Origin of the sequence: Microbacterium laevaniformans (genome assembly GCF_016907555.1) — a bacterium.
Lineage (GTDB): Bacteria > Actinomycetota > Actinomycetes > Actinomycetales > Microbacteriaceae > Microbacterium > Microbacterium laevaniformans.
The window spans coordinates 1,342,822-1,363,194 of record NZ_JAFBCE010000001.1 but is presented as its reverse complement, the minus strand read 5'-3'; the positions used below and the strand labels follow the sequence as shown (position 1 = coordinate 1,363,194).

Sequence of the window (20,373 nt, the reverse complement as noted above, 5' to 3'; positions counted from 1 at the left end):
ATGGGCCACGAGCAGCAGGAACAGACCTCAGGATCAGCATCGTCGATGCGGGCGGTGGTGTACGTCAGGATCAGCGACGACCCGGAGGGCACAGAGCGCGGGGTGGATCGGCAGGAGGCCGACTGCCGCGCCTACGCCGCCGCCCACGGTTGGGAGGTTGTGGCGGTGTTCCGGGAGAACGACACGTCGGCGTTCAAGCAGCGCACGATCACGCTGCCTTCGGGTGAGCGGGTGCGGCGCGTGGTGCGCCCGGAGTTCCGCGCGCTGCTCAAGCACCTGAGCGAGGGTGAGGCGGAGGTGATGGTCGCGTATGACTTGGATCGTGCGGTGCGTGACCCTCGGGATTTGGAGGACTTGATCGACGCCAAGGTGCTCGGCGGGTTCGGGGTCCGCTCGGTGACCGGCTCGCTGCGGTTGGACACGGACTCGGATGTGGCGATGGCTCGGGTGTTGGTGGCGATGGCGAACAAGTCGTCAGCCGACACCGCGAGGCGTGTGGCGCGGGCGGCGAAGCAGCAAGCGATTGAGGGCACTTGGCATGGGGGCAGGGTGCCGTTCGGCTACCGGGCCGTCAGTGGCACGCTCGTCATCGACCCGGACACCGCCGAGTTGGTGCGGGAGGCCGCGCGGCGGGTGCTGGCTGGTGAGTCGCTGTACCGGATTCGCACGGATTGGAACGAGCGGGGCATCCTCACCACCCATGGGTGTGCGTGGTCGGACAAGACGATCAAGATGGTGCTGCGCAGCCCCTCGATCAAAGGCATGCGCGAGTACCGCCCGGTCATGCCGGACGGCTCCCGGGCGAAGTCGTCGCAGATGCAGGTGGAGGCGGTGTGGCCTGCGATCGTGGACGAGGACACCTGGCAGCAGGTCTCCGACGTGCTCGACGCGAGGAAGAAGGCGAGGAACTTTCATCAGCCCGGCAGCGGGGTCGCGAAGCGCATGTATCCGTTCTCTGGGCTGATCCGTTGCTCGGATTGCGGGCGGGCGATGGTGCATCGAGGCGGGGTGTACCAGTGCGTCCAGACTGTGCGGGGCGGCTGTCACCGTTCGATCCGCTCCGCCGACATCGAAAAGCTCGTGGAGGAAGCGGTGCTGGCGGCGTTCGAGCAGATCACTCTCAGCCCGTTCACGCGCAGGGCGTCCGGCACGGATCAGACGGTGCGTGTGGGTCTCGCGGCCCGGCTTGACGCCGCCCGGGAACGCCTCGCGCAGCTCGATGACGATCACTATGACGGGTTGATCGACAAGGCGATGTGGGTGCGGCAACGTGCTCGGATCGCGGAACGGATCGAGCAGACGCGACGCGAGTACACCGCGGCCACGCCCGATCAGGCTGGGCCGGGCATCGACGTAACCACCGTCGCCGCCGAGTGGTCAGGGCGCAGTCCGTTGTGGCAGTACCAGGCCGCGAGCCTGATCCTCGAAGCCGTGCTCGTCCACGCCCTCCCGGACGGCATGAACGGTGCGACCCCGGCGCGACGCCGCAACGAGACCGTCGAGGCGTTCCACGTCCGACGTACTGCGTACCGCGCCGATGTTCTCGCCTGCCGGGTCGAGTTCGTCTGGCGTGCCTGATCCCTCTGATGGGGTGCTGTTGGCCCCGCCCCTGACCGCCACAAGCGGTTCAGGGTGTGGGGCCTCGTCGCGTCGCAACCGGTACACACTTCGTGGGGTGAGGTGCGGCGCAGAGCCCTCGCAGTTCGGCCAGCACCGCCGGGTCGCTCACCATCGACGGGAACCCCTGCACCTGACGAGAGGCGGCAGCCAGGCGCGCGCCCAGCGTGGACCCCGCCACAGGTGGCGGAGGCGTGTAGTGGGTGGAGGGTTCGGCGGGGGCGCTCATACTGACAGGTGCGACGCCCTCCCCGCACGGCCTCCGACGAGACACAGAGAGCGGTCTACGTCCTCGGCTTCGCGGCCCAGATCGCGGCCAACAGAGCGGCGTCGCAGCGTAGGGAGTCGACGGCTTCGCCGCTGAGCAAGCGCAGTAGAACGCCGTCGCCGGTCGGGGTGCCCGCGTGTTTGCGGTCAGGATGCCCCAGCACGATCCGCAGTAGCGCGGCCCATGACTTCGCAGGAACGCCCAGCAGCACCGAGACGGTGTGGTCGCGGCGCAGCACCTCGACCGCGTTCGCGCGGGAGGTCAGATCAGCGAGCCGGTAGGCCAGATGCTCCACGCAATCGGCGACGAGCACAGCATCCCAGCCCGTGGAGGCGAACAGCTCCACCGTCTCCGACAGGGCAGCAGCGACCCGGACACGGTCGCCGTCGTCGGAGCCTTCGTCGTCATCGGTGGCGGGGTTGACAGCGAAGGCGGGGTGGTAGTCGGCCAAGTGCTCTCGCTCCGCGAACCGAATGGCGTCGTGGAACCCGGCAATCCTGGACGTGTGGCGGACCTTGCCCGTCGAGACAAGCATCCCCGCCGCCCGCACCTCGACGCCACAGGTGATCTGCACCGCACGAGTGACCACAGCCCACGGATCATCAGCCTTCGGCGTTGAAGGGGCGAGCATGACCTCGAACGCTGCCGAGGCAATCTCCCAGGGATCCAGCCCGTGTTTACGAGCCAAAGGCCGGTACTTGACGGCCGTGTACCGCATCAACTCGGCCGCTTCACGATCACGATGCCAGGCCCCAGGCCCAGCGCCATGCAACCGGATCAGCAGGGCGCGCAGCCCTTCCGGGGTTTCGAGGCCGTGGCTGGCCGAGCCACTCTGTGCAGCAGCATCGTCGCCTCCGGCTGGTGGAGTGTGTTTGGTCACGGTGGCACCTCCCGTGAAGGAGGTGGACCACCCAGATCCAGACGCGGACGCCCGCCTGCGCGCCCTTGCAGGCGCCGCCCGTCAGCAGCAGGAAAGCAACCAGTAACGGAGCGGTGGCATGAGCTGCCCGACAACCGTGGGTGCGGACGAAGCTCGACTTGGCAGCATTGCGCTGAGTACCAAGCACGCCACAGCTCGTCTCATCTACCCGCCAGGCCCGTCCGAACTGCGGCCGCCCCGTGTTGCGTGAATCGACGATTGCAAGGGTGTCTAGGGACAAGCGGGAAGACGACTGACAAGGAAGCATCGCTCTGACGCGGAGGCGTTCCAGAGAACTCCACGGCCCCTTACCGGCACGAGCAGAGACAGCGCGGTGTCAACCGTGACATCCGAGGTCTTGGGTGCTATCCGCGTAAGCAGAAGGTGTGCGCTTTTGTCCGGCGGATGCCGCCCATGCGGGGGAGCGCGCACGAGTCCGACGCAAGGTGCCGCGGAGACACGCTGAAGAACATGGTGGCGGTTCTTGGGCTACAGCCACGGAGCCTCGGCAGTCATGGTCAGCGGAGTTCCGCGAGCGCATGGGCGTCGAAGTCGCGAACTTCCCCGAATCGGTCGGAAAGCGCCTTTACCGCCCACTCGGAGTCGCCGAGTAGCGGCCGCCCGGCGGCGATGAGATCGAACTCTCCTTGCTGCATCCGCTCAACGGCACCTGTCGGTGCTGTTGCCTTTGCCCCCCGGCCCTGGAACACAGAGTGGAAGACTGCGCCGGTCGTTCCCACCGAGCCGACGGCGATCGTCGGCATACTGGTGATCTTCTTGGTCCATCCGGCCGCTGTGAGTGGCGATCCGGGGAAGAGCGGTTCCCACCAGCGACGTGTCGAGGCGTGGAACAGGTCGACGCCGGCGTCCGCGATCGGTCGCAGGACGCGCTCCAGCTCTCCAGGTGTCTTCGCAACCTGAGCCGCAAAATCGTGCATCTTCCATTGCGACCAGCGGAAGCTGACGATGAAGTCGGGGCCGGTCGATGCCCGGATGGCCTGGATGACCTCGACGGCGAATCTGCTGGGCTCGCGGTACTCGTCGTCGCGCGTGTTTGTCTTACCCCAGATGAACTGATCGATGAGGAAGCCGTGCGCACCGTGGACTTCCACTCCGTCGAAGCCCAGATGCTCGGCCGTTCGCGCGGATCGTGCAAATGCCGCGATAATCTCATCGATGTCGTCGGGGCTCATCGACTCTCCGTAGGCGCGTCCGTGCTGGTCAACGCCGCTCGGGCCGAGAATTCGCGCGGTTGGGTCGAGCGAGAAATCCGGGTTGCGGTCGGTGCCCGCGTGCTCGATCTGCAATAGAATCGGGGCCCCCGCGGCGTGAACGTCTCCGACGATGCGGCCCCAAGAGTCCTGTGCTTGCTGCCCGGCGATGCTGGGCAGCAGGACGTGGTTCGACGCGGTGGGATGGTCGATGAAGGTGGCGCCGGTGATGAGAAGACCGACACCGTTCTCTGCCCTTCTCCTGTAGAAAGCACGGAGGTCATCGTCGGGCGCACCATTGTCGCAGTGACCGACGCCCATCGGAGCAAGAACGATACGGTTCGCGAGTTCGGTGCTCCGGATTCTCAACGGACTGTTCAAACCGGTCGTCATGCCTCAGCGCTCCGAGTGGTCTTGTGGAGGCGGACGCCCGCGATGGCGGCAATGGCGTATCCAACGACGGTCAGACCGAACATCATCGGTGCCGCCGCGGCGGGACTCGCGGTCGTCGTCAGCAGACCCGCGGCGATCGCGACGCCGATGAGCGAGCCAAGCTGGCGGTTGACGTTCATCACGGCACCGGCGAGGCCAGTGTCCCGGGGTTCGATGCTGTTCATCATTGCGGATGTCATGGCCGGAGAGGCGACGCCCAGACCGAGGTGAGCGACGGCCAGACAGACGGCCAACCAGGGGTATGAGACATCGCGGATCGATACGAGGGCGAGGACCGCAACCGCGATCGTCGCGGCGCTCATGCCGATAATGATCGCGCCCCGTGGGCCGAGTCGGCCGCTAAGTCGGGAGAAGGCGAGATTCCCGATGACGAACACAACCATCATCGGCAGGAGTTGGAGCCCGGCAGTCAGCGGCCCCGAGCTCAATCCTTGCTGGAGAAGGATGGAGACGAGGAACACACCACCGAACAAGCCGACGTTCATGAACACGCCGACAACGTTCGCGAGCGAGAAGTCCCGGTTTCGCAGAATCCGACCCGGATAGACCTCTCCAGAACTGCGACTCTGCCACCAGGCGAAGCACACGAGGCCAACAATCGCCGCAGCGATTCCCGCAACCGTCACGGGCGCGCCCCACCCCGCGTCGGGACCTTGCATGAGCGCTACGGCAAAGCCCGCGATGGCGAGGGCGAACAGCAGATGCCCAGCCACCGGGATACGGCGGGCGCGCACCGGCAGAGCGGGGAGCACGACGAGCGACATCCAGATCGCAGCGATGCCGATGGGCAGGTTGACCCAGAAGATCCACCGCCATCCGAGCCCAGCTACGATGAACCCGCCGATCATCGGCCCGAGTGCAGCGGCTGCGGCCCCCATCGCCGCCCATAATCCGATCATGCGTTGGCGGACGCCTGTCTCGGGGTACGCGGCCCCGAGCAACACAAGCCCGGCAGGCTGGAAGAGCGCAGCTCCCACGCCTTGGGCCACGCGGGCACCGATGAGCATCGGAGCCGTGGTCGCCAGGCCTGCGAGCACGCTCGCGGCGGTGAACAGCACGAGCCCGCACACGTACAAGCGCCGCGCGCCGAAGCGCCCGGCCAGATCGCCGGCGAACAGCAGCAGAGCCGCCACAGCGAGGACGAACCCGTTGACCGTCCATGCGACGACAGTGGTGGAAGCGTCCAGATCAACACCGATCTGCGTCGTGGCTACATTGACTACGGTTGCGTCGAGATTGCCGACGAAGAAGCTGAGCCCGATCGCGAAGACCGGAGCCAGACGCACGGCTGTGCGCGTGGACGCCTGAGTGCTACTCACCTGTGTTTGCCTCCGATCGAGCCAACTCGTCGCTCGTGTCCAGAGCGGCGAGATCGGCGCGTGCCCGGTCGAGTGCTTCGTCGATGCTCATGATTTGCGGCAGCCTAAGCGTGGAGGCGATGCTTGATAAGCGCGTGGAAAGGTCGCCACCAATGACGTGCACGGGAATGGACAGTTCTCGCAGCGTGTCGAGCAGAAGGTCACTGGAGCGATGTCTGAACTCCTCCGAAACGGGCCGGTGTCCGTCTGCAACCAGAGGGAACTCGATGGGCAGATGGATGAACACGTCATACCCCCGCTTGGCGTGCCTCTTGGCGATTGCCCCGATGGCGTCCATCGATACCTCAAGTGCCTGTGCCTCTCCGGTTTCCCGAGATGGGACGCTCGTCGGGTCCTGAGGGTTGATGCCGACTTGTGCGCGCATCTTGCCGTACGACCATTCGTGCAGGGCCGATCCGTCAGAGACGAACCCGTCGGGCAGTTGGCCTTCGTGGCGATATCTCTCAGAGAAGCGCAGGATGCCGAGCTGGATTAGCTCCGGCACCCCGCAGTCTTCGAGTCGTCGGCCGGGTGCGACATCGGGCAGAAGTTCGCGCATCGTCTTCGCGTGCGTTCTGGGGATTCCTGTGAGATGCGACAGCGCATACGATGTGGTCGTCTTTCCCGTGGAGTACGTGCCGGAGATCGCGATCTTCATCCGTTCTGAGAACCTTTCGATGAGGGAAGTGCGTGAGCGAGGTTGTAACGGGCGGAGATGGGGCCGAAATGGCCAGTGAAGTCCGTTACCCGCCAGGTCTGGCCGTTCATCGGCAACAGCCGGGTGCGGGAGACGCGTGCCTCAGCGTCGAACTCGGCCTCGTGGTGCAGGTGCGGGCCGTGAGAGGTCAACTCGACGTGGCGCATCCAGAGGTTGTCCGACACCGATCTATCCATGTGATCGAGGGAGTACAGCATCAGCTGGCTGACTTGCGCCTGTCCGAGGATGCAGTTCACGAAGGTCGGGCTCAGCGTGTACGACGAACCGATGTCGAGATAGTCGCGCGCACTCGACCTGGACACCGGCACGTGGATCGTCGTCTCGTCGGTAAGCCACCCGTCCCCGATCGTGATCCGATCAGCTTTGAAGCCCTCTCCGTAGTAGCGCTCGCTTTTGCAGCCGAGTAGGTCATCTACGTCGCGATAGGACTGCGAGATGGTGCGTGCCTGCGCGACCGGAGAAACGATGTCCAGCTCGACACGGAGAGCCCCGATCGTGAAGCGAGTTCGGAGCAGCCGACTGTTCGAGAACAGCGGATTGTCATATGGCCGAGACTCCACCAACTCTCCGGCGACCTCGACCTCGCCAAGATCTTCGACAGCCTTGGCGCCGGCGCGGATGGTGGCTCGCTGTAACCAGACCCATCTCCTCTCGGCGGACGACAAGTCCATCGCGCTGACCAGGATCGCCTCCGCGAGTTGCGCCGCAGCCACAAGGGCGTCGAGCGTCGACAGATGCGGGCGGCGGGACTCCTGTCCTGCTTTCGAGGACCATGCCTCCGGGTAGCTCAAGCCCAACACGGCCTTCACCCGAGCGTTGGACTCCGGGGTTCGGCTGACCTCTATCCGACGCAAGCTCTGCTGCACAGCTCGGAAACCCTCCGCGAAGTATCGCTGGCCTGCGTCTCCCAGCAGCTCCGACACCAGCACATGCTGAGCACCGATCATGCCGTCACCTACTTCGCGTTGCTCGCCCATTCCGATGGTTGGATACTAGCATAGATTCCAATCATCGGAGGCGGGGTCGAGTCGGACAGTCTGGCTTAGGGCTTCCCTGCTACAGTCGGTACATGCTTGAACTTCGTGACACAACGTCCGTGCTCCGAGGGCTCCTCTTCAACGTCGCCGACGAGGTTCGCGACGAGGTCAAAGCCGTAGTCCACAGGCAGTCGCTGACGACCTCGCAGGCGAGCGCCCTGGTGGCTCTCGAAGAACCCATGACCATGCGCTCGCTCGCGGAGCGCGCTCGCTGCGATCCCAGCAGCGTCACCTACATCGTCGACAAGCTTGAAGAGGCGGGTCTTGTAGAACGAACTCCACACCCGACTGACCGGCGGTCGAAGGTGATCGTCGCGACAGACGAAGGCGCACGCGCTCGCGCCGCGATCATCACCGAGTTCTCACACGCCTCAGTGCTCAGCAGGCTCGACCAAGCCGAGCTGGATCAGCTTGAGTCACTCCTCGCGAAACTGACAGCCTAGCCAGGCCCGTCGCTGGCCGGCGGGAGTTTCACCCCCGGAGCACTTGTCGCGCCGTCGCCGTGAGCAGAATCCGATCTGGAGGATGCTGCATATGGTGCGCGATACTCAACGGTTTGCGAGTTAGCCTTCTTTGGCCTGAAGTTCAGGGGCGAGGTGTCAAGCGTATGCTGCTTCCTCAGCGACAAACGCATCGTGAGCTATTCCTCGATGGCTTCACTGCTGTCACTGCGACCGCATGGGTCCACGACCGGGCGGAGGGAGCCCGGAACTGGATTTCGTGGACCACCTCCACGCCATGGCCGTCCTTCCTTCGCCTCGGACCAGACGTCATCATCGTCAGCCCGCAACCCTTGGCGACGACTTCATGACGTACCTCGCCGCCACCCTCGACCACTACACCGACTGACTGACGCCCGCCTCTGGCTCAGGCGTGCTCGGCAACGACGATCTTGCCGATTACGTGCCCGGTCTCGACCAAAGCGTGCGCTTCGCGAAGGCTCGTCGCGTTCACGGGCACCAAGGTCTGAGTAAGCGTGGTGCGGATGCGGCCAGCTTCGATCAGCTCGGCGACGCGGTTCAGGAGGTTGTGCTGGGCTTCGAGGTCCCAGCCGTGACGGGGACGGGCGAACATGAACTCCCAGTGCCAGGAGATGGCCTTGTCCTTGAGTGCGTAGAAGTCGAGGTCACGCTCGTCATCGATGGCGACGATCTGCCCGAACGGGCGGACGACCTTCGTGAACAGCGGGACACGCCCCTTGCTCTGCGCGGTGAACACGAAGTCCACTCCGCCCGGCGCGGCCTTCAGGATGCTGCGGGCAACGTCCGGGGCCGTGTGATCGACGACGACATCGGCGCCGAGCTGTGCCACCCACGCGCGTGATTCCGGCCGAGAGGCCGTCGCGATGACCGTGACGCCGGTGAGCGCCTTGGCGAGCTGGATGACGATGGACCCGACCCCACCTGCCGCGCCGAGCACGAGGAGCGTGCCGGTGGTCTCGCCGGTCAGACGGAGCTTGTCGAACAGGGCTTCCCACGCGGTGATTGCCGTCAACGGCAGTGCCGCTGCCTCGGCATGGGTGAGGTTCGTGGGCTTGGTGCCGACGATGCGCTCGTCCACGAGCTGCCGGGAGGCGTAGCTTCCGGACCGGTCGATGCTTCCGGCGTAGAAGATCTCGTCGCCGGGCCGGAACAGGGTGGTCTCGTTGCCTGCCGCGAGGACGGTCCCGGAGGCGTCCCAGCCGAGAATCCGGTCCTTATGGGCACGGTTACCAGAGGCGCGGACCTTCACATCCACCGGGTTCACCGACACCGCCCGCACCCCGACGAGCAGATCCCTGCCGGTCGGCGCCGTCGGGCTCGGGACTTCGGCGCCGATGAGGCTGTCAGGATCGTCGATCGGGCCGCCCGCCCGGTTGATCACCGCGCGGATCGTCCGGCTATCTTCTGTCATCGGTTCTCGTCTCCGTTCCATCGTGGCCCACCGAGTGCGGGCGCCGTGACGGTGACGCTATCCGTTGGGCTGTGGTTACCCGCAAGGGAGACTAGTTACCCCGAGGAAACCGCTTGGAGAAGTCAGGAACCTGCGACGGCGTCATCATCTGCTGCCGCAGCATCGGCGTGGGCGCGGGCGAGCTGGTAGTTGCTCTCGGCCCACTCCCGCAGCGCGAACACCGGTTCGAGAGCGCTGAGCCCTGCGTTCGTGAGTGTGTACTCCACGTGCAACGGCACAGCTGGGATCACCTCGCGATGCACGAGCCCGAACCCTTCCAAGCGACGTAGCGTCGCGGTCAGCACCTTCGGGGAGACGCCTTCGAGCTGGCGCTGCAGCGCCCCGAAGCGTACCGGACCGTCCGCTAGCGCGCCGATCGCGAGAGCCGACCACTTGTTCGCGACTACGTCGAGCAGATCCCGGCACGGGCAGTCCGCCGAATACACGTCGCCGCGCGTCTTAATCGTCTCCACCAGCCGCAAACCGTCATGCAACGACATGAGCATCCCTCCTGAACTCGCAGAAAGCCGACGTGGCTTCCCTTTAGATAGTAGTGGCTCTTGCGGGTAAATAGCGCCGCGAACTTACGTTTTGGTCAGCACCGGCGCATCCTGCGCCGGTGTTTTTCCACCTCGTCGACAGGAGCACTTTCCGTCATGGCAACACCGATCATCTCGCCCGTCACTCTCACCCGCGCACAGGCGCACGCGGCGCTCGACGCGGGGTTCGCGAAGGCCGCTGAGCTGGGCATCCCGTTCACCATCGCTGTCGTCGACGGTGGCGGCAACCTCGTCGCTCAGGTCAAGGACGACGGGGCCGCACTGGCGTCCGTCGGCACCAGCTACGCCAAGGCGATCACCGCCGTCCATTTCGCCCAGCCCACCCAGGAACTCCAAGCCGCGGTCAACCCCGGTGCGCCGCTGTTCGCGCTCGGCACCCGCGACGCGGACTACGCCGGAGGCGTGCCGATCACGAACACGGACGGCACCGTGATCGGCGCCATCGGCGCCGGCGGTGGCTCGCCCGACCAGGACCACGAGGTCGCCTCTGCTGCACGCTCCGCTGCCGCGTGATCTCCGACATGCCGATGGTTCGGCCCCGGGCGCACCATCACCCGGGGCCGAACCGCCCGTTCCCGTTTGACCTCCTGCGCGCGGCCGCGCGCGCACCCCCTTCGCACCGATCTTGAAAGGACTCTTGATCATGGTCACTCTCATCTCCCGCACCCAACCCGACATCGCCACTGTCCACGTCCCACCCGGCGCAACAGCGCACCTGATCGTCGAGCACCTCGGCGACCTCCTCCTGCGCGCCGACGCCGTACTCACCCGCGAGCGGTTCACGTTCGACACGTTCACGAAGGCCGACGCGTACCAGCTTCCCGTACACGAACGGTTCGATGCCACCGTCGCCCGAGTCCGGAGCGATCTTCGTGCGTTCGCGCACAGGTCCCCCGACCGCAGTGAGCTGTCGGACGCTTTCACCTGGGCACTCGACGCAGCCGCTCAACGCGGCAGCATCGCGGATACCGAGACGACTTACCGGGCGGCACTGACCGTGTTCACCGGCGCCTTCGGGCCTGAGCCCACCGGCGACTCGCTCGCACAGGTCCGCTTCGCCAGCCACGGACTGATCGTCGATCTCCAGATCGACCACCCGCGCCGCGCTGACGGCGCCGAGAACTACCTCACCGCGGTGAGCGCGCTCACCGCCCGCCGCCGCGACGCCGAGGAGAACTTCCGCATCGACGAGCGCATCGCAGTTCGAGCCGGATACTGGCTCCTCGACCGCGGCGTCCACGTCCGCGGCGATTTCCCCTCCTGGGGTACGTCCGGGTTCCGCGACGTGCAGACCTACGCCTCGATCACCGATCCCGGCGAGGGACACCTCGCCGGGACGACCCGCTATCTCGGATTCCTGCATGGCGTGATCGTGCACGTCGAGCACCTCGAGCGGGGCGTCGACCGCAGCCGTGAGGAACTCGAGCCCTACCGCATGCCCTCGCCGCGCACCGTCGCCCGCGTCCGCCTCCACACGGGAGACGCCGCGCCGACGTCGAGCTACATCGGCAGGCCGTTGCTCGACGGCACGGTCGAGGACTCGCTGATCAAGACCAGTCGCACCTTCGCCGCAGCCGCGTCTTCGCTGCTGGCAGACGGGTTGGCCGAGGTGAAGTTCGCCGTCGAGCGCTTGACCGCCACCGAAGCGATCACGCTGCTGCGCGCCCTCGCCCAGGAAGTGCGACGAGACCGGCATGCACAGATCCTCGCAGCCGCGTTCAACATCAACACACCCATCCTCGACGACCGACCCGAGACCGTCGCAGAACACGGCGAGGCGGTCTGGGCACGAACGGCGGAGCAGATCGGGCTACTCGGCGTCCAGATCGTCACCGAAGGCGGATTCGACAAAGTCACGTGGGACGGCACCGCCGACACCTACCCGAGTCGGTGCATCACGGACCAGCTCACACCGCCTGTGGCGCTCACGCTCGTGCACCGCGCGCACGAGCACGGACTGTTGACCTACTTCTCCGCCGGATTCCGTTTCGCGAACATCCCCGACGCCGTCGTCACCGGCGTCGACGGAATCGGCATCGGCGGCGCGCAGATCCTCCGCTACATGGACAAGACCACCGGGAACCACGGCCCGTTCCTGCCCGACAACATCCACCGCATCCTCGCCGTCCGAGACGAAGCCGCCGCGTCCCTCCACGGCCGCGCCGCTCAGCTCCTCGCCCGGCTCGACAGGCTGCACTTCGAAGGCAGCATCGAGACGCACACGGAACCCCTCCGGCAGGAACTGTTCACCGCGCCGTGTGATCGTGAGGACACGAAGATCGATCAACTGGCACAGATCAGCCCGGCAGGCGTCGACACCGAGCACCCGCTGATCGCGTGGGCTCGCCGTCTTCTCGACAGCCCGGCGCCGCTCGCCGCCACACGAGTCGGCACCGGCGAATGGCTCGATCACCGCGACAAGCTCAACCGAGCCCTCGTCGCCCATGATCTCGTCGGACTCAGCGACCTCCTCCACCGCATCTCCGCACCCCACGCCGTAAAGCACAGCACCCCAACGCACACCTGAACCGCTGCAACTGACGAGGGCCAGGTCGAGTCTCCCCGACCTGGCCCTCGTCAGTTCTCTCACCTTGCACCCACCCCGCCCACAGACTCATTGATGCACGTATGCCACGGCGGGGCCGTGGTGCGCACCTCCCTCATGAGACGACTCATGAGGGAGGCCCAGATGAAGGGCGGGGTGATCTTGTTCCGTGGCAGCGGTGCCGCCGCGCGCCGCTATGTCGAGGCAGATCGCTCTCGCGCCGACGAGTACTACCTCGGCGCGGACGACGCCGTAGCCGAGTACGCGGTGCTCGATGCCCGCGGTGAGGTCACCGCTACCCGGTCGCTGTCGGCTGTCGAGTACGAGGGGTGGGTGGACTGGATCAACCCCGTCACGGGTGAGTCGATGGGCGCCCCACGCGCCGCAGCCGAGGGCACGAAGGGGTCGCCGTTGTTCGCCGAGATGACGATCAACGCCCCCAAGTCCCTGTCGGTCGCCGCCGCACTCCACCCCGACGTGTCGGTGGCGCTCGACGCCGCGCAGCAGGACGCCCTCGCGGAGATACGGCGGTGGCTCGGTCAGCACTCGGTGACCAGGGTCGGGCCGCGTGAGGCGCGGGAGGTGGTGCCCATCGAGCACATGCAGGTCGTCGGTATCCGTCACAAGACCTCCCGTGCGGGTGATCCGCACCGGCATATTCATATGCAGATCGGCGCGCGCGTGTGGGCGGCTGGGAAGTGGCGGGCACTGGACACCGCCGCGCTATTCAAGCAGCAAGGAGCGATCCGCGCCCTCGGCACGGCGGTGATCGCCGCCCACCCCCAGCTCGCGCGCACGCTCGCAGAGCATGGCCTGACCCTCGATTCGGCCAGCGGCGAAGTCAGGGAGTTGGAGCCGTTCAACGGGGTGATGTCGAAGCGGTCGGCGCAAATCAGGCGCAACCTCAACTGCCTCGAAGCCGAGTGGGAAGCACAGCATCCTGGCGAGGTGCTTGGTCCGGTGATGACGGCGAGGTTGCAGGGCATCGCGTGGACCCACCAGCGGCCCGGCAAGAAGCCTGCCGACCTCAAGGATGAGCAATGGTGGGTGCAGGAACTCCGCGACGCCGGATACGATCCCGCACGCCTCGAACGCCGGGCGGTGCAATCGGTGCTGTCGGTGGATGACCTCGCCGTGCAGGAGGTTGCATCGCGGGCGCTGGATCGGAGCGCGGCGAGTGCGTCGGCGTGGACACGGCACACTGTCCAGGAGCACGTCACCCGCATCACGACCGAGGCAGGCGTACAGGCGACGCCCGACGAGCTGCGGGAGTTCATCGCGGTGGCGACCGGGCTTGCCGTCTCGGATTGCTTCTCCGTGCTGCCGCCGGGCGCCGCGACGCCGGAGCATGTCGCGCACCTGACCAGCCTGAGCGTGGTTGCCGCCGAGGCCGCGCTGCGTGACCAGCTCGCCGCCGCGACACCGCAGCGAGAGCCAGGGCACCCCGACGTGACCGAACCCGCGCGCACCGCTGGACTCGATGAAGGCCAGACCCTCGCGGCCGCTGCGGTCGCGTCGGCCGATCCGCTGGTGATCGTGGAGGGTGCGGCGGGGAGCGGGAAGACCACGATGCTCCGCACTGCCATCGAGGTCGCGGCCGAGCATGGCACAGCGGCGCGGGTCGTCGCGCCGACATTGCGGGCCGCGCAGGTCGCACACGAAGAACTCGGCGTGCCCGCAACCAGTGTTGCGGCGCTTGTGCGCGCGCACGGGTGGCGGTGGAATCGCGATGGCGTATGGACGCGCCTGAGCCCTGGCGATACCGACCCCGAGAACGGGAACACCTACACCGGCCCGCCCGAAGACGCGCGTCTCACGCGGGGCATGCGCGTGATCGTGGACGAGGCCGGGATGCTCGACCAAGACACCGCCCACTCACTCCTCACCGTGACCGCCGAGGCGGGGGCGACGGTCGCGCTCGTCGGCGACCGCGCCCAGCTCCCAGCCGTTGGTCGTGGCGGGGTGCTCGACATGGCCGCGCAGATCAAGGGCCGCACCTACGACATGACCGAACTGCACCGCTTCCGTGATGCTGAGTACGCGGCTCTGACGCTTCGGATGCGCGACAGGGTAGGCCCCGGTGAGGTGTTCGACCGGCTCGCGAAGATGAACCTCGTCACGCTCCACGCCGACGATGAGCAGGTGCGCGAGCACATCACCGCACATGCGCGCGATGGTGAGGCGATCACCGTCTCCACGAACGACGGGGCGGCTGCGTTGAATGAGCGCATCCGTATCGGGCGCGTCGAGCATGGTGCGGTCGATGACATGGTGACGGCGACCGGCAGCGACGGCCTGCCCATCGGCAGCGGCGACATGATCCAGACCCGCAGGAACGACACCGCGCTCGGAGTCGCGAACCGACAGCAATGGATCGTCCAGCACGTCACCGACGACGGCACCGTTTACGCCCGAGAGGTCGGCAGCGGACGCAAGAACCCGCGCACCGTCACCCTGCCCGCCGAGTATGTTCGTGAGCACGCGCACCTGTCCTACGCAGCGACCGCCTACGGGGTCCAAGGCGCAACCGTCACCGCCTCGCACACGGTCCTGTCGGAGGCGACGAGCGCGGCAGGTGTCTACGTCGGGATGACGAGAGGCCGCGAGGCCAACCGGCTGCACGTCGTCGCTGAGAGCCTGGCGGATGCGCGGGCGCAGTTCATTGAGGCCATGGAGCGCGACCCCGCAGACCGGGGCCTCGACCACGCCACCGCTCAGGCCGCCGAAGCCGTGCGCGGCTTCGTCAGCAACGGCCCGGTCAAGCTCGTCACCGAAGAACTCGCCCGGCTCGACCAGGAAGCCGAGCGCGCCCACCGGCAGGCCGAACGGTGGGAGCAGATCGCCGCACGCCTCGACGCCCAGCGTGCCGCGCACCGGGCCGAGGAAGACGAGGCCGCGACCGTGCTCCGCACGGCAGAGGGCGAAGCGGACCGGGTGCGCGTCGAGGTCGCGGGACCGCTCACCAAACAGGCCGAGAACGACGGCGCGGCCTACCTCGCGACCATGCAGACCGAGGCGGCAGCGAGCGCCCGGCTCGCCACCACCGGACGGTTCGGCAGGCGTAGAGCGCGGACCGAGCACCACGCCGCGCTCGAACACACTGGCGCGGCTCGGGCGAGCGTGCGCGCGACCTGGGATGAACCGCCCCGCACCCCTGAATCGCTATCTGCATGGGCGGCGCAGGCAGCGGTACGACGAGCCGAGAGCGACCCCCGCGTGGCCGAGGCCCACCGCGCTGTCGAAACCGCGCGCGCCGGACACAAGGCGACGCAGCGGCGGCACAAGCAGGAACGCCTGGCGTTGCTGGTCAGCGAGCTCGGAGCCGACGAGGCTCGTCGCGACCAGTTCGGGATGCGCACGATCAGCCCGCACCGCAACGCCCAGGATGCTCGCGCGCGAGTCGCCCAGGCCCGTGCCGAGGCCGACGAACTCCGCAGTCTCTCTGTCAGCGAGGCTGCTCGGCGGATCGAGGCCAACCGCGCCGAACAGGAGTACGCGCGGCGACGTGCGGCACAGCGGGCGCGGCAGCTCGACCCGTTCGACCGCGAGCCGCGTCGCCACGATCCTGGCCGCAACGGGCCAGCACGCAGCCTGTAGTGAGCGCTCTGCGACAGCTACTACTCCCAGTGATGGAGCACGATCTTGCCGGTCACTCGTCCGCTCTCGACAGCCTCATGTGCTTCCCGGAGCGTCGCCGCGTTGATGGGGGTGATCGTCCGAGTGGTGGTGGGCCGTACACGGCCCTGGTCTGCGAGGTCGGCAATCTGGTTCAGCAGCCGGTGCTGCTCGACCAGATCGGGGGTCTGGTGGAGGGGGCGGGTGAACATGAATTCCCAGTGCCAGGCGATGCTCTTGGCCTTCAATGGTGAGACGTCGCGGGGGCCGTCATCGATGGCGACGATGTGCCCGAACGGGCGCACGATCCGTGCGTAGACGTCGATCTGCCCTTCGGAGTGCGCGGTGAACACCCAGTCCACGCCGTCTGGCGCGAGCGCGAGCGCCTGGGCGGCGAGGTCGCCACGGTGGTTCACCGTGTGCTGGGCCCCGAGACTGCGTACCCAGGTGCCGCGGTCGGGGTCGGAGGCGGTGGCGATCACGGTTACAGCGGGCAGGAGCGCGTCGGCGAGTTGGAGCAGGATCGAGCCGACGCCGCCGGTCGCCCCGACCACCAGCAGCTTGCCCGTGCTCTCCGGCGTCAGGCGCAGCCGGTCGAACAGGGCCTCCCACGCCGTGATCCCGGTCAGCGGAAGCGAAGCAGCGTCCGCGAACGACAGTATGGACGGCTTGCGGCCGACGATCCGCTCATCCACCACATGCAGACGCTGGTTCGTGCCGGGCCGGTCGATGCTCCCCGCATAGAACACCTCATCACCCGGCTGGAACAGCGTCACGTCCGCGCCGATGCCGCGGACGATCCCCGCGGCGTCGAAGCCGAGCACCCGGAAGCCGCCGCTGGGTGCCCCAGCGCGAAGTTTCACGTCCACCGGGTTCACCGAGACGGCTTCCACCTCGACAAGCAGATCGTGCGGGCGCAGTTCGGGCACGGGAACCTGCTCGGTAACGAGACTCTCGGGGTCGGTGGCGGGGAGATTGCTGTGGTAGCCGATGGCAGTCGTGGTCGTCATGCCTCTATGGTTCCCGCAGCCCTGTAGTTACCGTCAAGGCCATCTAGTTCCCATTCGGTATCATGGCGGCGTGGCGATAGTGACGGATGACTGTGAGCGCAATGATGTTTACGCGGCGATGTGCCCCTGCCGGGACATGCTCGACCTGCTCGCGAACAAGTGGAGCGCCCTGGTGATCGGTGCGCTGGAGGACGGTCCGCAGCGGTTCGGGTACCTGCGATCGAGGCTGCAAGGGGTCAGCCCCAAGGTTCTCTCGCAGACCCTCAAACGCCTCGAAGCACACGAACTGCTCACCCGCACCGTCTACGCGGAAGTGCCCGCCCGCGTCGAGTACGAACTCACCACCCTCGGCCACAGCGCCGCCGCACCGCTCAAGCACCTCCGCGACTGGGTAGAAGACAACATCACGACCGATTGACCCTCGGCGAGGCTCATTCTGAGCATGCCTTGCGGAGATGGACCAGCGGCTGAGCCGCTCCGGTGCGCCGCGCCGTAGCGCGCATGGCGCTGTGTGGCGACCTGCCAGCGGTCACGGGGCATCCACCGTCAGCGTGAGGATCGTCTTCTCGCCCGGCTCAGCGGTGGCTGCCGCAGAGAGAGCCTCTGGGTACTCGGCGAGCGAGGCGATCCGCGGGCGGGGCGGAACGAGTGTGCCGTTGCTGACCGCGGTGAACAGCTCGGTGAGTGCCTGTCGATACCGGGCGCGTCGTGTTGCCACGAGGATCGGCACGGAACAGATGCGTTCCCCCGGACGCGCATAGCGGCGTAGCGCAGAGGCGGCAAAGCCCGCTGCGGTACTGGCGCGCCCTCGTCCGGGTTCCCCACCGAACGCTGTGCGCACGACACGCCCGCCTGCACGGACGGCCCGCCGCACGGACTGGCCGCCCGTATGGTCGATCGCTCCGTCGACGCCACCTGCCGTCACGTCGAGAATCTGCTCGATCCATGTCGGATCGGCGTAGTCGAACACCGAGGCCGTGAACCGCTCGGCATAGGCGTGGGAGCGCGGCGACGCGGTGCCGTAGACGGTGAGTCCTCGGGTGGTCGCGAGCTGCGCAACCCAGGCGCCGACCGCGCCACCCGCGCCCTGCACGAGGACCGTTCCGGAACTCACAGCCAGCGCGTCGAGTGCGAACAGCGCGGTGACCGCATCCAGCGGGATCGTCGCCGCGATCGCGCTGTCGAGAAGGTCGGGCACAGGAACCAGCAGTGACGGTGCGATGCTGATGAGGCTTGCGTGCGCGCCCATTCGGGGCAGGATGCCCGCGACACGCTGCCCGACTTGCAGGCCGGACCGTTCGCCCGCTGGCAGACGCTCGATGACACCGATGAAGTCGTAGCCGGGGACGAACTCCCTCACGGGTTGCAGCAGATAGTCACCCCGGACAGCCATCACGTCGGTCACCCCCACCGAGGCATGAGTGACGCGGACGAGGGCGCGGCGGCTGCTCCGACTTCGTGGCATCCGTTCTCGGACCACCGCCGGGTAAGCCAGCCCGAACCGCTCCACCCGCGCCACATCACGGTCGAGCGACGAATCACTTAGGTAACATGTCATGCGGTCAAGGGTAGCGGAGATAGATGACATGTCACACGAATCGGGTGCGGCGGCGGTGCTCGCCTTCTCGTTCGAGGTCAAGAGCCTCGTCACCGAGCTGAACGCCGCCCTGGCCACACTGTTCCGGCCGCTCGGCCTGACCTGCGTGCAAGCCGAGGCAATCATGGCACTGGACGACCTCGGCCCGGTCACACTCAAACAGCTCGCCGCGCATCTGGTCGCCGAGTCCGGGCACCCGAGCCGTCTCGTCTCTCGCCTGGTCGAGAACGGTCTCGTGGCGCGAACCGGCTCCGAAAAAGATGGCCGCGCTGTCGTGCTCGAACTCACCGGCCCGGGCGCGCTGCTCGCCGCGCAAGCTCGCGCGGCACGAGCGCCGCTGCTCGCCGACTTCGCGGAGCACTACGGAGCGCGGCTGGACACTGTGACGACGCTCATCCGAGACCTCCGACACGACCTCGCGGAACGATAGACTGAGACCGCGCACACGCGCACGATCACAGGTGAGTGCGTTTGGGGCACCTCGGCTACGCGGTCACCGCCTACCGCGCGCAGGGGATCACGACCGACACCGCACACGCCGTCGTCGAGCCCGGAACGACGCGCGAGAACCTGTACGTCGCGATGACGCGGGGGAGAGCGTCAAACACCGCCTATGTGGTCGTGTCGCGCCCCGACGATAACCACTCCGCTCGGCACCCCGGCGAGCGTCCGGATGCCACGGCCCGCGACATCCTCGCAGGCGTCCTCGGCCACGTCGGCGCCGAGCTGTCGGCACACGAGACGATCGCCGCCGAGCAGGAGGCGTGGGGCTCGATCGCGCAGCTCGCCGCGGAGTACGACACGATCGCGGCGTCCGCACAGCGACCACGGTGGACGCGCCTCGTTCACGCCTCCGGCTTGCCTGCCGATCTGGTCGAGGCCGCGATCGCGTCGGACGCCTTCGGAGCTCTGACTGCGGGCCTTCGACGCGCCGAAGCGCTCGGTCACAACGTCGAGACGCTTCTCCCACGCATCGCTGCCGCGCGCGGATTCGAGGATGCTCAGGATGCCGCGGCCGTGCTTCACGCGCGTCTCGAGCGAGTCCTCGCACTGCCATCGAGCGGTAGCTCGCGGGGGAGTGAGCGCCGGCTGGTCGCTGGCCTCCTTCCGAAGGCGGTCGGGGAGATGGATGCCGAGATGCGACGTGCCCTCGACGAACGGGCACATCTCATCGAGGAGCGCGCGTCGGCTCTCGTCGATTCTGCAGTGGAATCGGGGGAGAGGTGGATCGATGCGCTCGGACGCATCCCCGTCGATCCGGCGCGAGCAGGTGCCTGGCGGCATCAGGCGCGCATCCTTGCCGCGTACCGTGACCGGTACGGCGTTTTCGAGGATGATGCGCTCGGCGCTCCCGCTACGTCGCCGAATCAGCGGATGGATGCCGCGGTCGCAGCCGTGGCGCGCGATCGCGCGATCTGGCTCTCGCGGGCGGATGCTCCTACACAGCCGCACCGGGCGCATCGGCCCACGCGCGCTATTCACAGCCTGTAGCGGATGGTCCTATCGACACCGCCGGGGCGAGCGTAGCCTGAG

At 67.2% G+C, this 20,373-nt stretch carries 17 protein-coding genes; 8 read left to right on the top strand and 9 right to left on the bottom strand.

The window, feature by feature from the left end:
- Positions 1–1,578 (top strand): recombinase family protein, encoded by a 1,578-nt coding sequence (locus tag JOE53_RS06340; protein WP_196323280.1) that lies wholly within the window; start codon positions 1–3, stop codon positions 1,576–1,578.
- Positions 1,579–1,901: 323 nt separating this feature from the next.
- On the opposite strand, the gene JOE53_RS06335 is transcribed toward JOE53_RS06340, so the two are convergent.
- The 5 genes from JOE53_RS06335 to JOE53_RS06315 form a co-directional block, all read right to left on the bottom strand.
- The gene (locus tag JOE53_RS06335; RefSeq protein ID WP_196323281.1) at positions 1,902–2,765 is read right to left on the bottom strand and encodes an exopolyphosphatase; all 864 of its coding nucleotides are present in this window, start codon (positions 2,763–2,765) and stop codon (positions 1,902–1,904) included.
- Between the two features lie 557 nt (positions 2,766–3,322).
- Positions 3,323–4,408 carry an oxidoreductase gene (locus tag JOE53_RS06330; RefSeq protein WP_196323282.1) on the bottom strand — a complete coding sequence of 362 codons (1,086 nt, stop codon included), beginning with the start codon at positions 4,406–4,408 and terminating at the stop codon, positions 3,323–3,325.
- Positions 4,405–5,787, bottom strand: coding sequence for an MFS transporter (locus JOE53_RS06325; protein WP_204947159.1), 1,383 nt, complete (start codon positions 5,785–5,787; stop codon positions 4,405–4,407). Before JOE53_RS06325 ends, JOE53_RS06330 begins: the two co-directional genes overlap by 4 nt.
- Entirely contained in the window at positions 5,780–6,484 is a 705-nt protein-coding gene (locus JOE53_RS06320; protein WP_196323284.1) for an ATP/GTP-binding protein, read from the bottom strand. Before JOE53_RS06320 ends, JOE53_RS06325 begins: the two co-directional genes overlap by 8 nt.
- The gene (locus tag JOE53_RS06315; protein WP_204947157.1) at positions 6,481–7,491 is read right to left on the bottom strand and encodes an AvrD family protein; all 1,011 of its coding nucleotides are present in this window, start codon (positions 7,489–7,491) and stop codon (positions 6,481–6,483) included. Before JOE53_RS06315 ends, JOE53_RS06320 begins: the two co-directional genes overlap by 4 nt.
- A gap of 122 nt (positions 7,492–7,613) precedes the next feature.
- On the opposite strand from JOE53_RS06315, the gene JOE53_RS06310 reads away from it, so the two are divergent.
- The gene (locus tag JOE53_RS06310; protein WP_196323286.1) at positions 7,614–8,024 is read left to right on the top strand and encodes a MarR family winged helix-turn-helix transcriptional regulator; all 411 of its coding nucleotides are present in this window, start codon (positions 7,614–7,616) and stop codon (positions 8,022–8,024) included.
- 424 nt (positions 8,025–8,448) lie between these two features.
- On the opposite strand, the gene JOE53_RS06305 is transcribed toward JOE53_RS06310, so the two are convergent.
- Both JOE53_RS06305 and JOE53_RS06300 read right to left on the bottom strand, forming a co-directional pair.
- Complete coding sequence (locus JOE53_RS06305; RefSeq protein ID WP_196323287.1) at positions 8,449–9,474, bottom strand: zinc-binding alcohol dehydrogenase family protein; 1,026 nt, start codon at positions 9,472–9,474, stop codon at positions 8,449–8,451.
- A 122-nt stretch (positions 9,475–9,596) separates the two neighbouring features.
- The gene (locus tag JOE53_RS06300) at positions 9,597–10,013 is read right to left on the bottom strand and encodes a winged helix-turn-helix transcriptional regulator (protein WP_196323288.1); all 417 of its coding nucleotides are present in this window, start codon (positions 10,011–10,013) and stop codon (positions 9,597–9,599) included.
- Between the two features lie 156 nt (positions 10,014–10,169).
- Here JOE53_RS06300 and JOE53_RS06295 point away from each other — a divergent pair, with 156 nt between their 5' ends.
- The 3 genes from JOE53_RS06295 to mobF all read left to right on the top strand — a co-directional run bounded on the left by JOE53_RS06295 (position 10,170) and on the right by mobF (position 16,215).
- Positions 10,170–10,586, top strand: a complete 417-nt coding sequence (locus JOE53_RS06295) for a GlcG/HbpS family heme-binding protein (RefSeq protein WP_196323289.1) — start codon at positions 10,170–10,172, stop codon at positions 10,584–10,586.
- A gap of 130 nt (positions 10,587–10,716) precedes the next feature.
- Positions 10,717–12,600, top strand: coding sequence for a hypothetical protein (locus tag JOE53_RS06290; protein WP_204947155.1), 1,884 nt, complete (start codon positions 10,717–10,719; stop codon positions 12,598–12,600).
- Between the two features lie 174 nt (positions 12,601–12,774).
- The gene (gene mobF / locus JOE53_RS06285; protein ID WP_325168476.1) at positions 12,775–16,215 is read left to right on the top strand and encodes a MobF family relaxase; all 3,441 of its coding nucleotides are present in this window, start codon (positions 12,775–12,777) and stop codon (positions 16,213–16,215) included.
- A gap of 20 nt (positions 16,216–16,235) precedes the next feature.
- On the opposite strand, the gene JOE53_RS06280 is transcribed toward mobF, so the two are convergent.
- Positions 16,236–17,243, bottom strand: coding sequence for a zinc-binding alcohol dehydrogenase family protein (locus JOE53_RS06280; RefSeq protein WP_204947151.1), 1,008 nt, complete (start codon positions 17,241–17,243; stop codon positions 16,236–16,238).
- A 79-nt stretch (positions 17,244–17,322) separates the two neighbouring features.
- Between JOE53_RS06280 and JOE53_RS06275 the strand changes: the two genes are divergently transcribed.
- Positions 17,323–17,661, top strand: a complete 339-nt coding sequence (locus tag JOE53_RS06275) for a winged helix-turn-helix transcriptional regulator (RefSeq protein ID WP_325168475.1) — start codon at positions 17,323–17,325, stop codon at positions 17,659–17,661.
- Positions 17,662–17,772: 111 nt separating this feature from the next.
- Here JOE53_RS06275 and JOE53_RS06270 read toward each other — a convergent pair whose 3' ends face one another.
- Positions 17,773–18,708: a quinone oxidoreductase family protein gene (locus JOE53_RS06270; RefSeq protein WP_325168474.1), complete on the bottom strand. Its 936-nt coding sequence runs from the start codon at positions 18,706–18,708 to the stop codon at positions 17,773–17,775.
- Between the two features lie 121 nt (positions 18,709–18,829).
- Here JOE53_RS06270 and JOE53_RS06265 point away from each other — a divergent pair, with 121 nt between their 5' ends.
- Positions 18,830–19,270, top strand: coding sequence for a MarR family winged helix-turn-helix transcriptional regulator (locus tag JOE53_RS06265; protein ID WP_196323296.1), 441 nt, complete (start codon positions 18,830–18,832; stop codon positions 19,268–19,270).
- A gap of 35 nt (positions 19,271–19,305) precedes the next feature.
- Positions 19,306–20,331 carry a C-terminal helicase domain-containing protein gene (locus JOE53_RS06260; RefSeq protein ID WP_204947147.1) on the top strand — a complete coding sequence of 342 codons (1,026 nt, stop codon included), beginning with the start codon at positions 19,306–19,308 and terminating at the stop codon, positions 20,329–20,331.
- The last annotated feature ends 42 nt before the right edge of the window (positions 20,332–20,373 follow it).